This is a genomic window from Legionella sp. 227, from assembly GCF_043161935.1.
Taxonomy (GTDB): domain Bacteria; phylum Pseudomonadota; class Gammaproteobacteria; order Legionellales; family Legionellaceae; genus Legionella; species Legionella sheltonii.
In genome coordinates this window covers 3,190,669-3,205,310 of record NZ_CP171154.1, presented here as the reverse complement: position 1 = coordinate 3,205,310, position 14,642 = coordinate 3,190,669, and the positions used below count along the sequence as shown (strand labels likewise).

Below are 14,642 nucleotides of genomic sequence, written 5' to 3'. Positions count from 1 at the left end.
AATTAATTTTGTGAGGGTTTTAATCTCGATGACTTTATCATTTTTTTTATAAACATGGGTGACCCTTTAAAATTATTGCTTAATTTTGCCGCGATTTTTTTCCCTAAGGTGCGAGAAGGCTGCTCAATAAATACATGCAATAACCAGGATAATAATAAAGAAGCACTAATAACGATAATGAGTGATAGCCAAATTTTAAACTTCATCTCCAACATAATTCGCAGGACGATATAACCCGCGATACTATGAATGACATACAATGGATAACTAATACGAGCCAAGAAATTAAATGCAGGATTTGCTTTAAAAAAATGAGGGAATATAGAAGAAAATAAAAAAGTTAATACAGCAAAAGCATAGCTCCATGCCAAGATTAAATTTCCTGAATAAGGCCCTGACCACCAAGCGATACAAAACATAGCAAATAAAGTACCAATTATAAAATATCCCAAATCAGCTTTAATTTTATGACAATATAAGTAATGCAAAACAACACCAATAAATATAAAAATAATATATTGTGCTGACATCATATATGTTTCTGCCCCAATAAAGGCTACAAAATTACTTGTTGCCCACTCGGGAATCCTGTGTGACATATAGCAGGTCAAAAGAAAAAGTAATGTAGGTATAAAAAAAACCTTTAGAGAATAACGACGAAACCAGACAATGGATAGTGCTGCGATGAGATAGAATTTCATTTCAACTTCAAGAGTCCAGACGATAACATCAATATTTCTGGAAGCAAGAATGTCTCGAATTCCGGGGAGATAGTGAATTATTATTTCCTGAAACGTATATGGCCATCCAGCAATAAAGAATTTTCCACCTAAAAATAGAGCCCATAAAGTAAAACTAAATCCAATGACATAAGTAGGAACTATACGAAAAAAACGATTCACGAAAAAACTAATGCTATTGGTCTTCTGTAGTGAAAAGGGAATAACAAATCCACTGATTATAAAAAATAATCCTACCCCATAAGCACCCCAGTCAAAAAGTGGAAATGGGTTAAGCCACTTAACATAAATTGGTGTCGCGTGGGTTTCAGGGGTTAATAGAGGTGCATTAATTAGATGAGAAATAGAGTCTCTCTTATACCAAAAAGCACTTAAATAATGAGAAACAACGACAAATAACGCTGCAAGCCCCCTTAATGTATTTGCAAATTCAATCTTAGAATCATCTCTCATGAGAGGCACCCACGCGGAATTCTTCTAAGTTATCAATATGAGTCATATCTTAAATAACTCGAATTAGATTTTGTGATGCAGCAATCCTAATTCCTTTTTTCTCGGGAATAAAGTTTTTTATCTAGAAATAACACTTTAATGCTTTGCCAATAAATTATGCTAATATTATATACAAATAGGCCATAAAGTGAGAGAAACATGAAATACAAGACAACAGTTGAAGTTGAGCGTGATGGCTCTCTTGTTATGACAGATGGAACGTTATCTGCTACCGGCGATATGACTTTTGCTTATCATGCACTTGTGACAATTTGCAATGATCAAGCTAAAAAAGGAAACACATTCCAAAGAGACCAGCAATTTCAAGTTCAACCTGTAGTACAGTCAAGTTCTGGTTTCCATTCAGATAGGCTTAAGGTAACGATTAATTCGGAATTTGCAAAAGACGCAATTGCAGTGCTCAAAAAGGAATATCCAGGATTAACAATACGAAACGAAGAACAACTTGACCGAGTGAACGAGCATAATTACAAATCCAATTAGGTATTATCGCGCTTAGAAAATATGGAGTTCCTTAATATCTAATTTACTTGAAATAGCTCGTAGCATTTTAAATGATGCTACGAGCTATTTATTTTTATGAAATATCTCTACTGAACAAAAACAATTAATTATACAATAGTTTAAAGATTTTTTTAGTGATAATAGTTTACAAGTTAACAGAATAAATTCATTATCTTGTTCCGAGAATTTAGCAAATAGGAGCCTGATGCTAAATTTGGCGATCTGTTATCCGTTCACAATAGATGAGATAAAATTGAACGCTTCGCCTCAATTTAACCATTTTATTTAAGGAAAAATGTATGGCTAAAATTTTATGTGTTCTCTATGAGGATCCGATTAATGGATATCCCAAATATTATGCTCGAGACACACTTCCAAAAATAGAACACTATCCTGATGGACAAAGTGTCCCTACTCCTAAGCATTTTGATTTTAAACCAGGAACTTTACTGGGATCTGTTTCTGGTGCATTGGGTTTACGCCAATTTCTTGAAGCGCAAGGACACCAATTCATAGTCACTTCAGATAAGGAAGGTCCTAATTCAGTTTTTGAGAAAGAATTGCCCGACGCTGATGTGGTAATTTCCCAACCTTTTTGGCCGGCTTATTTAACTGCTGAACGAATTGCTAAAGCAAAAAAACTACAATTAGTCATTACAGCAGGTATCGGTTCAGACCATGTAGACCTGCAAGCTGCACAGGAAAATAATGTTACTGTAGCTGAAGTCACTTATTCAAACAGTATCAGTGTTGCCGAACATGTCGTGATGATGATTCTTTCTTTAGTACGTAATTATCTGCCTTCCCATCAGTGGGTTGTTCAAAAAGGTTGGAACATTGCTGATTGCGTTGTGCGTTCCTATGATTTGGAAGGAATGACTGTAGGTTCTGTAGCATGCGGACGTATAGGTTTGGCAGTCATGAAACGTTTAAAACCCTTTGATGTTAAGTTGCATTATACAGATCGTCATCGTTTACCCGAAAAAACTGAAAAAGAATTGGGTCTTGTATTCCATCATGATGTGGAGTCTCTAGTACAAGCATGTGATGTAATTACTATAAATTGCCCTCTGACGCCTGAGACAGAAAATTTGTTTGATGAACGATTGATTAATAAAATGAAGCGGGGCTCGTATTTAATTAATACCGCTCGAGGAAAAATATGCAATCGTGAGGCCATTGTGCAAGCTTGTGAAAATGGACAACTTGCAGGCTATGCGGGTGATGTATGGTTTCCACAACCAGCCCCTAAAGATCACCCATGGCGATCAATGCCCTATCAAGGCATGACTCCTCATATTTCGGGAACTTCACTCTCTGCTCAAGCTCGTTATGCTGCAGGAACTCGGGAGATTTTAGAGTGTTGGTTAGAAGGACGTCCTATCCGTGATGTTTATCTTATTGTAGATAAAGGCAGACTAGCCGGTACAGGAGCACACTCCTACACTATGGGAAATGTGACAGCCGGTGCTGAGGAAGCATAGGGGGTTTATGTGACAATACGTACCGCGCTTCATGCGCGGTGTCTGCTTATTTTGCTTCACAACGATTATTTAATCAGTGAGCAGGAGCCCAACTTCGATCATTCTCTTGTTGTTCTTCCAATCTGAGCTCACTATTGTATCCAAGTACGTGTCGTATGAACGTAATAAGTTTCATAAGAATATTTTGCTGATTTGCTTCAAGAAGCTCAAAAGCCTTGGTTACATTTGGCATATCTGACAATTTTGTAAGTTCAAAAGAAGTGATTGCAACAACCTCGCGAGATATATTTATTTTAATACAGGCCTCAACCGCATTCACGGTTTCTCCTGTTGGGTCATCCGGAGCTAGAGTTTTCCAAATGCTTTTAAATATAAAATCAACACTATTGTTATTAACAACTACTAATTCTATTTTATACTCGGGTAAGTCTGGACACATCCAAACAGGATAGTCAGCTTCTAAATTGAGTAATGACTCAACTATTTTATTCATTGCAAAATGAATCCCTATTCGGCTTTGCAATGTCATATGTAAAATTTTATTTTGAAATGCTGCATCTGTAATGCCTCTATCATTTAAACAACCACGAAAACTATCTAAAGTTATTTTAGTATTTCTGTCTCTCAATTCTGGAAAAGCGGCATAGCTTGTATTTCGGCCAATTTCTTTCTCATCTTCAGCATTAAAAGTTAAATCATTTTTCTTAGTTGCACGAATAACTGAATTTGCCCTTTGAATTTGACTAAAGAACCCTAAACCATTTGTAGCGTATTCTAAATTTAATTTAGCCATTTTTTTCTCAATAAAAGTAAATAATATATTACATATTGAGTTCAAATTAATCAAATAATATTGAGGGAGCTCGGTTTTTTATACTTGTTGCCAGGATTATAAATTGATTTTATTAACATTTTATTATTAGTGGTGCCCCCCCTCACCCGTCATGTTTTATGTTTGATTGAAATTAATTAATAGAAGAGATGAATTTTGAAGTCATATGAGTTTGCTTTTTAAGAGATATAAATACTCTGATTAATCGCCTTATTAAGCTTCAATATCTTCTATAATCTAAATAAAGGTATTGAACCATTTGTCTAACCAGTTGCTAAGGAAATAAATGATTTCTATATCCGGCTATGCATTACGAGAAAAAATGAGGCATAACCATAATATTGATACCTATTATGCCTTGCGATTAAAAGATAGTCGTAGAGTGCTTCTCAAAACACCAAGCAAACCTCACTCCAGTTCTGAGAATTTGGCTATTTTGCAACATGAATATTACTTGCTCAATATGATTGAAGCACCTACTATAATTAAAGCTTACGACTTTCTGCAAAATCTACAAACGCCTGTTTTAATTCTTGAAGATGTAAAAGGACAGTTATTAACTTCATACCTTCTTATGCACCAATTGGATATTGAAAGTTTTTTGATTTTAGCATTACAACTAGTTGATATAGTTGGAGAATTACATCAACGTCATATTATTCACAAAGAAATTAAACCATCTAACATTGTTATCGATCCAGAGCAGCTGAATCTTAAGCTGGTTGATTTAAGTACCTCTTCCAAGTTAACTGAAGAAACTTTTGATTATCTAAAATTGGGAATATTGGATGAGGATTTAGCCTATATCTCACCAGAGCAAACAGGTCGTATTAACCGTCCAGTTGATTATCGTACTGATTTTTACTCACTGGGTATCACATTTTATGAAATGTTGACTAATCGATTACCCTTTCAAACAGTTGATACACTTGAATTAGTACATTGTCATATTGCTAAAAAGCCACCAACAGTATTAGAGGTTAGACCTGATGCGCCCAGAATGCTGGATGCAATTATAGCGAAGTTGTTGTGCAAAATGCCCGAGGATCGTTATTCCAGTATTATCGGATTAAAATCAGATCTGAAGGAATGCTTGAATCAATGGCAACAAAAAGGAGCGATTAGTGATTTTACCCTTGGTCGAAACGATATTCACGATCATTTAAGTATTTCTCGTAATTTATATGGCCGAGAACTCCAAGTAGACAAATTAATCAAAGCTTTTAATCGAATCAGCCTAAGTGGCAAAGAAATTGTTTTAATTGCCGGTTATTCTGGCATTGGAAAAACCTCACTAGTGAAAGAAGTACATAAACCGATTATTCAACATAGAGGTTATTATATTCAGGGAAAATTTGATCAATTACAACGAAGTATCCCTTATAGCGCCATTGTTGCTGCATTTAAAAATTTAGTAAAACAAGTCCTATCAGAGAGTGAAAACAAGCTAGAGAAACTAAAAAAATTACTTGTCCATTCTTTAGGTAATATAGGTCAGGTTGTCATTGATGTTATTCCAGATGTTGAACTCATTATCGGCAAACAACCACCAGTACTCCAGTTGAGCCCTGCTGAAACTCAAATACGTTTTAATCTGGCATTTCAAAATTTTGTACGAATCTTTGCTCAAGCAGAACATCCACTCGTTATGTTTTTAGATGATTTACAATGGGCTGATAATTCGTCCCTAAATTTTATTGAAAACTTGTTACAGGATAGAGAGACGAATCATTTACTCATTATTGGCGCTTATCGTGATAATGAAATCAATGAGAATCACCCTTTACAATTAAGTATTAACAACCTAGATAAAAATAAAGTGAACTTAAGTACCTTGACTCTAAGACCACTACGCCTAAATAACATTCAAAGTCTTCTGGTCGATACCTTATCCAGTTCACCAAAAAAAGTCCAGGAGTTGGCCAAATGTATTTTTTATAAAACTCAGGGTAACCCATTTTTTATTAATGAGTTTCTAAAAATAATTTATGCACAAAACTTATTGGTCTTCTCTTATGAGCATGCTGCTTGGGAGTGGGACTTAAACAAAATTCAACAACAGAGTGCCACGGATAATGTCATTGATCTTTTGACTAGCAAAATTCACTTGCTCCCCAAAGCGACACAAGAAATCTTAAAATTAGGAGCATGTTTCGGCTATCAGTTCAACTTTAAAACGTTACAAATAATTACCAATCAATCCATTAGCCAGATGGCGGAACACTTGTGGGAAGCGATGAAAGCAAATTTAATCTACCCGGTTGAGGAAGCTTATAAAACATCTGGCTTGATGGGCTTAAATGAAAACATTACAAATCTTAGCAACACATCATTACATTATATTTTTGTGCATGACAGAGTTCAGCAAGCCGCTTATGAGTTAATTAATGAACAAGAACGACCGGATATTCATTTAAAGATAGGGAGATTATTATTAAAAGACAATCCCCTTGTAGAATATGATGAGCGGCTTTTTGATGTATTAAAACATTTTAATCAAAGTACTTCATTAATTCATAAATCAAGCGAACGAATGAAGTTGGCTCAATATAATTTATGGGCAGGACAAAAAGCAAAATTAGCCTCTGCATATGATGTTGCGAATGAGCATCTAACTGTCGGTGTTGAACTATTAAAACCATATAACTGGAAAAAAAATTATAATCTGCTCTTCCAACTTTTTAAGGAGTTTGCCGTTTGCAGATATTTGATTGGTGATTTTAAAATTGCCGATGATTATTTTAGCGAGCTCTTAAACCACGCACATCATGCTTTGGATAAAATTGAAATTTATCGTTTGAAGATTGAAATGCTCTCGGCACTGGGAAAACATACCGAAGCCTTACAGATAGGATTAAATGCATTACGAAGTTTTGGCATGAAGATACCAACGAAGCCCAGTTCGATAAATATATTGGCCTCGATCTTTAGAATAAAATTTCAATTAAGACATACTAAAATTGAAAACCTACATTTACCTCTGATGAGTGATTTAAAGCAGATCGCGATAGTGAATCTAATTACTCAACTGCTCAATAGTGCATTTATCACCAATCAGCAATTGTTCGTACTTCTGACCTGCAAAAATATTATCTTAAGCTTAAAGTACGGGTATACTGAAAGTACATCGATGTCAATTCCGGTCTATGCGTTTATTATTATGCATTCCTTAAATTTGTACGAGGATGCCATTTCATTTGTAACGCTATATAACCGGCTGAAGAAAGAATATGGTTCATCAAGTTTTGAAGGTAAAAATCAATTCGTTCTAGGTACTTTTATTGAACCCTATCAAAAATCACTTACTTTATGCAATAACACAGTGATTAAAGCATTTAAGTTGTGTTGTGAAGTAGGTGACTTAGTATACAGTAATTACAGTAACCTACTCCTGATACTCCATTCATTGTCAGCAGGTAAAGAGTTAGATGAAAGTAAAAAATACATAAAATCGGCTTTATCGTTTATGTCACGCATGAAAATATCAGATTTTGTTAATGTAACCACTTTTTGGGATTATATGACGCAAGGCTTGGAGCAGCCTGAGTTTACAAAAATCAAGCAATTATCTTTATTTGAAAAAAATATCATTAGTGGAAGAAATAAAACCGAATTAAGCTTTTTCTATAGCTCTCTGACACAGCTACACTTTCTCCTAGGTAATTTTGCTGAGGCAGTCCAAGCAGGAAGCAACCATGAGCTCTATTCGGAATATAATAAAGGCATGATTAGCCATTTTGATGGTAAATTTTACTATGCGTTATCCCTGCTAAGCTTATTACCCCAGTTACCCAAAAACAAACATCGTCTTTATTTAAAAAAATTAAAGCAACTCAAAGCATTTGTTAAAAAATATGAAACTTGGTGTCCTGGAAACTTTAAAGCTTATTCTTTACTTATAAATGCTGAATATATGAGTCTAAAGAAGCAAAACGAGAGTGTCCTGGTTCTCTATGAGCAAGCAATCGAAGCAGCTCTTACAAGTGGACTAGTCTTACTTGCGGCAATTGCCAGTGAGCGCGCTGCTTACTTTTGCGATAAAATCAAAATAGATAATATCGCAAAAATTTACATGTCTCATGCCCATCACTACTTCAAGGATTGGGGGGCACTTGCCAAAGTAAAACATTTAGAACAATCTTCTCAGACAACGGCATTAATTAACTACTATCCCGATCTGCAAGTTAAAACGCCGACTCTAGATATGTTGACCGTTTTAAAATTTAATCAGCTTATTTCTAGTGAAATTCGCCTGGATAAATTACTCCAAAAACTGTTAGTTATTGTATTAGAAAATGCAGGAGCACAACGAGGTATTATTCTGATTCAGGATAATGATAAGTGGATGATTGAGGCAGAAGGAAATTTAGATCATCAAATGATTTATCTCAATAGCCCAATAGAGCAGGAAAAGACTGCAAGATACCCTACTTCCATCCTAAATTATGTTCAACGGACTCAAAAAGCCATTATTTTAAATGATGCAATTCAATCAGAACTCACTGTTCAAGATGAATATGTACAGCAAGAAAATCCAAGATCTCTTTTAATGATGCCGTTGTTTTATAAGAGTCAATTATGTCGGATCCTGTATTTAGAGAACAACAGCAGTAGCTGTACCTTTACTCCAAGTCATTTGGATAACTTGCAATTGCTCGCTTCCCAAGCAATGATTTCACTCGAAAATGCCAAACTTTATTATCAAGCGACCCATGATCCATTAACTGGATTAGCCAATCGAAATTTGCTCTATGAAATATTTCAACACAATACAAATCAGGTGACCCGATTTCAGGGGAAGATTGCTTTATTATTTTTGGATATTGATTATTTTAAGGTAATTAATGACACTTTGGGGCATGATAATGGAGATAAGTTGCTGATTCATGTCGCAAAGACAATTAGTTCTTGTTTACGTGAGTTTGATATCGCTGCTCGAATAGGTGGTGATGAATTTGCCATAGTCCTTTTCAATATCAATTCAAATGCTCAAATTACAACAATCGTTGAACGATTGCTCGCGGATATTAGCAAACCAGTTCCTATAGATGAACATTTAATTCAAATCGCATCCAGCATGGGTATAAGTGTCTATCCTGATGATGGGAAAAATATAGAAACTTTACTTAAACAGGCTGATACAGCTCTTTATCAAGCAAAAGATAAAGGAAGAAATCAATTTCATTATTACTCTAATGAACTCTATGAAGAGTACCAACAAACCCATGGGCTGGGTAAGGAGTTACAACGTGCCTATGATAAACAAGAGTTTTTCTTAATGTATCAACCAGTTTGTGACACACGCACAGGAAACATAGTTGGGCTTGAAGCTTTATTACGCTGGGCTCATCCAGAAAAAGGTGTCTTAGATGCTGCGAAGTTTATCCCTAATCTAGAAAAGAGCCCATTGATTATTCCAGTGAGTGAATGGATTATTAAAAATGTATGCCGTCAGGCGAAAAACTGGCAAGATAAAAAAATACTCTCTGGGCCTATTGCGATTAATATATCCACAGTTCAATTTATTCGACATTCACTCAGTAAAATTATTGCTGATGCTTTGGCTGAAAATCAACTTGATACATCCTCTATTGAATTGGAAATCACAGAATCTGTGTTCATTGAATATAGTGATAAGTTATATAACGAAATTAATTTATTAAAAGAAATGGATATTAGTTTAGTGATAGATGATTTTGGTACTGGTTATTCCAGTTTATCTTATTTAAAACATTTACCCGTGAAAAAAATAAAAATCGATAAAGCGTTTATTAATAATTGTCATAATGATTATTTAGATCAAACGATTATTAAAGCAATTGCAACAATCGCACATAAGTTAAATATAAAGGTTGTTGCTGAAGGCGTTGAGAATGAATCACAACTTCACTTTCTACGGGAACAAGGTATTGATGGAATCCAAGGCTTTTATTATTACCATCCATTATCAGTAGAAGAATGTAAAATATATTTGCAAAACAAAAAATAAAAAATTTGAACCATAGATTCGTCATAGCTCAAAAAGCTTTTTTTTATCTCATTTATTACTTGAATTTTTTCACAAAAATCATTTAAAGCATCTATACTTACCTATGATTTTAATCATTTTAACTAAGGAAGGGACTTATCATGTATAAGAAAATCATACAAGCAGCTGCATTTACTTTTACGTTAGCACTTAGCCCAGTAGTACTAGCCCATTCTTGGGGCTGCGGGGAAGGATTAAAAAATATGGTTGAATCATTAAAACTTGATGACAGCCAAAAATCTAAGATAAAACCTATTTTAGAGCAACTAAAATCAACAATACAAAATGATGCGGCTCAAATGAAAGGCTTACATGACCAACTCAATCAACAAGCTGAATCGGCTAATATGGATCAATCAACAGTTGACAGTTTAATTGATAAAAAGACAAAACTGATCGGCGACATGATGAAAGCTAAGATCACAGCTAAGAATCAAATTTATGCAGTACTTAACCCACAACAAAAAACAGAACTTCAAAATAGAATGAAAAAAGTGGAAGAAAAAATGGAAGAAAAATTTAAAAGCTGTCATGAAGAATAAATGATGTATCCTGGGATCTGTTTTGACAATTCGCTAGACTGAGCCAAAATGTCGTGATTTTAGAATGCGCAACACAGCGTACATCGACAAAGCATTTAAAATCACGACATTTTTCCAGGGTAGTAGGATCCTCAGCAGATCCTGTTTTAATTCAGAAATAATAATTATTATTCGTGAATTCTTAATCCTAACGGGCAAGAAATGTTATTAAAAGAATATCTATGTTGTGATGCAACCGAACTGGCAAAACGAATTAAAACACGCGAAATTAGTCCCCATGAAGCGTTGAATTGTGCTCTTTCGCGGATAAATGACGTCAATACAACACTCAATGCGGTAGTGAGTGACTGTTCCGATTTTGCAAAAAAATGTCTCACCACTCTTCATGGTGATGAGCCCTATTATGGTGTTCCTCTATTAATAAAGGATTTGGGGCAGCCCATTGCTGGAATACGAGGTACTGAAGGATCACGTTTTTTTGCTAAAAATATTCCTCAAATCACCAGTGATTTAGTAAGTAAGATGATTTCATTAGGTTTTATTCCTTTTGCTAAAACAAATACACCAGAGTTAGGCCTTTCCTATGTTACTGAGTCTGCCTTATTAGGACCATGTCACAATCCTTATGATCTTAATAGAACAACAGGAGGATCTTCTGGGGGGGCTGCTGCTGCAATTGCTGCAGGTATTGCGCCCATCGCTACAGCAAGTGATGGAGGTGGCTCCATTAGGATTCCTGCTGCATGTTGTGGCTTATTCGGTTTTAAACCAACTAGGGGCTTAACTCCAACAGGTCCTTTAACCGATGAATTATGGTCTGGCCTGGCAGTAAATTTTGTGTTAACTCGCTCTTTACGTGATTCTGAGGCATTATTTAAGCAATTGGCGGATCAATCTCGAGTGCATCCACTTATTCCAAATAGAAAATTAAACATAATATATTTAGATGGCGTTTTTGCACCAGTACCTGTTGCAGAACCATGCCTTGAAGCGGTACGCATAGTTGAGGAATTGTTAAAAAGTTTAGGTCATACAATACAAAGAAAAAGTTTGGCATTAGATCTTCAAACTATCGGTGATTGTGTGATAAACCTTATTGCCGCAAATACCTATACTGTTATTAAAATCCAAGAACTTCAATCAAGGAAAAAAGCAACGCGTGATGAACTTGAACCTGTGACATGGGAATTTTATCAACGAGGAAAGAAACTTTCTGCTTGTGAGTATTTAATTGCCAAGAGTCATTTATACCAGCTCATTCAGCCCCTTCATCAGTTACTCAATCAAAATGATTTAGTACTAACGCCTGCTTTAGCACAGCTTCCATTACTTATAGGAGAATTAAGTACTCATGATGAATTTGAGCATTATTTACAAAAAAATGTGGAATTTTCTCCTTTTACCTCATTGTTTAACCAAGCGGGCTTACCGGCGATGACCCTGCCAGTTATGTTCCATAATCAGCTTCCTATATCAGTACAAATGGGGGCTGCTCAAGGAAATGACTTATTACTGTATTCTGTGGCAAAAAAATTACACTCCATGCTGCCTGATTTGAGTCAAGTAATGCCCTTCAAGTTAAGCGAATAAAGGTCCCAGGCAAAAAAATATAGCTTTATCATTGATGATTCATAAAACGCTTCCGGCAGAATCTGATCTGCTTCTGCTCCAACAATTTGCAGTCTCTCAGGAAAACGAATGATCATAACGAATTTACAGGTTCGAGGCCTTTGCGTTTCAGAGTTTCCAAACTTGTAAGTAAAACGACTTATTTGATCATTTTTGTACAAAATCTATACTAAATAATAGTCGTACATGTTCATTTAAAGAGTTTAAAATGAAACTACATCTATTTTTAAAACCTGGTAATGCTAATCATCTCACCCTTAATATAAAAAAACAGCCAAAACCTTCTGAGCAAATTAATGAATTTCTTCGCTCAAAAAATTGTTCTTTCGATGATTTGAAAGAAATATCTTTTGAATATTACACTCTTGATGACTTCACTCAACTGGATGATTGGTATTTTAAGTTGGAAGAATTGGTCGCCTATAACCAAAGCCGCCAAAAAGCATTAATGCCTGATGAACCCTTTGAAATAACTCCGGTATCTGCTGCTGAGTCCCTGAAAACATTTAGGGAGAATTACCCTAAAAATCGATTATGGCAGTTAGCCGTTGATGGAAATCTCTATGCCAAAACAGTAGGTGCCATTGCTGGGGAACTAAGAGGTGGAGAAAATGGGTGGGTAGATTATGCTGGTAGAGAACCCAATTCTCTTAATGCTTTCTTTTCAGCTCTGGATGTAGCTTTAGATAACATTGATGATAAATCAATCTCTCATGACTTAATTTTACAACTTCATGATTTTGTCACCAAGGATGTAACATTAGGTTGGGGGAATAACGCCATCGCAAGAGGGGCCTATAGACAAAAATCTCCATTTTTTGATTTAACACCTGGGTGGACGACAGTTGAAGGTCTTACTGATTTACTTAATAAAATGGAAGAGGGGTATTTTGCTTTAGAGGGTGAAGACGACAATGATGGCAACACGCAATATTTGTATGCTCCTTTAGAAGGCAATGAGCGAATCATTTTGACATACACTACTTTTATTGAAGCACGAAATAACATCGCTGCCAAATATAAAATTGAAAATAATAACGCTGCCTTAGCACAATTCATGGTAGAACATTGTAGTAACATCAAATACCAAGCACCTGAAGCCGCTGAAGTGATTATGGAAAAAATTATCAACAACTACAACGAAAAAATTAAGACTTTAAAAGAGCCTGATGAAATCCTGCAATTAATTGGTGAAACAACCCAGGCTTTCGAACGAACTCATCCCTTTGGAGATGCGAATGGCAGAACATTTGTTAATTTATTACAAAATCGTTTATTAATTCAAAACGGCTTCCCTCCTGCTACTCTGTTTCAGCCTAACCTCTATGATGTGTATGGAAATCATGTTGCCGTCCTTAAACGCGGCATACAAAATACTATGGCGATTTATAAAGGCGAGGACATTTTTGGATATCATATGCACATTCTGCATCCAATGCACGACAGTAAAGCCCCATTAATGTCAACTCAAGCTTTTTTTGATAATGAAAAATTAGGAAAACATGTACTTCAAATAAAAGAAAATCCTTTATTGTCTGAACAAAGAAACAATTTAACAGTAGAAGAGATATATGATGCATTATCCATAACAGACAATCTATTATTAAAGCTGGACTATATAGACCAAGCCTTGAATAAATATGAACAAAATCTTAACGATATCGCCCTTCTTGATGGAGTCTATAAGGAATTAATTTCTAACATCCCCGCACCTGAATATACCCAGACCCCCTCAGATTTTGCATTGCAAGAATTAAATTTACAAATTGCACGTCGTGTGAAACAGCATGCTCTGCATCCAGCCATTCAAAGATTATTAGAAAGTGACTCCCAGGAAATCATAAAAGAAAATCATCAGAGTGTACCAGACATTCAAAAGGAAAAATTAGATAAAGATGCCATTGAAAGACAACTAGTTCAAAGTGTTGATGATGATTTGTTACTAGAAGCGACTGAAATATCATTAGATGAAGCCGAACTCCAAGTTGAAGAAAAAGTCTTGCATACATCACAAGTTGAAGAACCAGAACTTTCTGAAAGAGAATTAAATTTAATTCATATTTTAGATGATTACATACATATAAGAACAGATGACATTGATGAAGAAGGTGAGTCATCCAAACATTATAAAACCAAACTATTTGGATACAAATTTGGCTTTAGCGCTGAAGAAAAAATAAAGGCTGCTCTTCATTTAATAGCACTTCTTGAGCATAAACCTGGTATACCATTATTAACCAACCAAGAGTTTAGCGCACTCACCACATCACGATTAGGTAATAAGACTATTGAATATATTGATTTATTCGAAAATCTCTACACCCCAGATCTTGATTTACGTCAAGCTGCAAAGGGCTAAAAGCTTAACCA

Annotated in this window: 8 protein-coding genes; 6 read left to right on the top strand and 2 right to left on the bottom strand. The window is 35.2% G+C overall.

Annotated features, from left to right (window positions below):
• Nucleotides 1-2 precede the first annotated feature (2 nt).
• Nucleotides 3-1,193, bottom strand: a complete 1,191-nt coding sequence (locus ACF8MK_RS13930; protein ID WP_392537158.1) for an acyltransferase family protein — start codon at nucleotides 1,191-1,193, stop codon at nucleotides 3-5.
• A 198-nt stretch (nucleotides 1,194-1,391) separates the two neighbouring features.
• Here ACF8MK_RS13930 and ACF8MK_RS13925 point away from each other — a divergent pair, with 198 nt between their 5' ends.
• Together ACF8MK_RS13925 and ACF8MK_RS13920 are read left to right on the top strand one after the other, a co-directional pair.
• Nucleotides 1,392-1,736 carry a hypothetical protein gene (locus tag ACF8MK_RS13925; RefSeq protein ID WP_392537157.1) on the top strand — a complete coding sequence of 115 codons (345 nt, stop codon included), beginning with the start codon at nucleotides 1,392-1,394 and terminating at the stop codon, nucleotides 1,734-1,736.
• A gap of 320 nt (nucleotides 1,737-2,056) precedes the next feature.
• The gene (locus tag ACF8MK_RS13920) at nucleotides 2,057-3,241 is read left to right on the top strand and encodes an NAD-dependent formate dehydrogenase (RefSeq protein WP_392537156.1); all 1,185 of its coding nucleotides are present in this window, start codon (nucleotides 2,057-2,059) and stop codon (nucleotides 3,239-3,241) included.
• Between the two features lie 73 nt (nucleotides 3,242-3,314).
• Here ACF8MK_RS13920 and ACF8MK_RS13915 read toward each other — a convergent pair whose 3' ends face one another.
• Nucleotides 3,315-4,034 carry a hypothetical protein gene (locus ACF8MK_RS13915; protein ID WP_392537155.1) on the bottom strand — a complete coding sequence of 240 codons (720 nt, stop codon included), beginning with the start codon at nucleotides 4,032-4,034 and terminating at the stop codon, nucleotides 3,315-3,317.
• A gap of 325 nt (nucleotides 4,035-4,359) precedes the next feature.
• On the opposite strand from ACF8MK_RS13915, the gene ACF8MK_RS13910 reads away from it, so the two are divergent.
• From ACF8MK_RS13910 to ACF8MK_RS13895, 4 genes are all read left to right on the top strand, one after another.
• Complete coding sequence (locus ACF8MK_RS13910; protein ID WP_392537154.1) at nucleotides 4,360-10,062, top strand: EAL domain-containing protein; 5,703 nt, start codon at nucleotides 4,360-4,362, stop codon at nucleotides 10,060-10,062.
• A gap of 140 nt (nucleotides 10,063-10,202) precedes the next feature.
• Nucleotides 10,203-10,643, top strand: coding sequence for a Spy/CpxP family protein refolding chaperone (locus ACF8MK_RS13905; protein ID WP_265704755.1), 441 nt, complete (start codon nucleotides 10,203-10,205; stop codon nucleotides 10,641-10,643).
• A 201-nt stretch (nucleotides 10,644-10,844) separates the two neighbouring features.
• Nucleotides 10,845-12,233 carry an amidase gene (locus tag ACF8MK_RS13900; protein WP_392537153.1) on the top strand — a complete coding sequence of 463 codons (1,389 nt, stop codon included), beginning with the start codon at nucleotides 10,845-10,847 and terminating at the stop codon, nucleotides 12,231-12,233.
• Between the two features lie 373 nt (nucleotides 12,234-12,606).
• Entirely contained in the window at nucleotides 12,607-14,631 is a 2,025-nt protein-coding gene (locus ACF8MK_RS13895) for a Fic family protein (protein ID WP_392537152.1), read from the top strand.
• Nucleotides 14,632-14,642 lie beyond the last annotated feature (11 nt).

Excerpts from the sequence above, each read along its gene's own strand:
- ACF8MK_RS13930 (WP_392537158.1), bottom strand. The coding sequence starts at position 1,193 with ATGAGAGATGATTCTAAGATTGAATTTGCAAATACATTAAGGGGGCTT.
- ACF8MK_RS13925 (WP_392537157.1), top strand. The coding sequence starts at position 1,392 with ATGAAATACAAGACAACAGTTGAAGTTGAGCGTGATGGCTCTCTTGTT.
- ACF8MK_RS13920 (WP_392537156.1), top strand. The coding sequence starts at position 2,057 with ATGGCTAAAATTTTATGTGTTCTCTATGAGGATCCGATTAATGGATAT.
- ACF8MK_RS13915 (WP_392537155.1), bottom strand. The coding sequence starts at position 4,034 with ATGGCTAAATTAAATTTAGAATACGCTACAAATGGTTTAGGGTTCTTT.
- ACF8MK_RS13910 (WP_392537154.1), top strand. The coding sequence starts at position 4,360 with ATGATTTCTATATCCGGCTATGCATTACGAGAAAAAATGAGGCATAAC.
- ACF8MK_RS13905 (WP_265704755.1), top strand. The coding sequence starts at position 10,203 with ATGTATAAGAAAATCATACAAGCAGCTGCATTTACTTTTACGTTAGCA.
- ACF8MK_RS13900 (WP_392537153.1), top strand. The coding sequence starts at position 10,845 with ATGTTATTAAAAGAATATCTATGTTGTGATGCAACCGAACTGGCAAAA.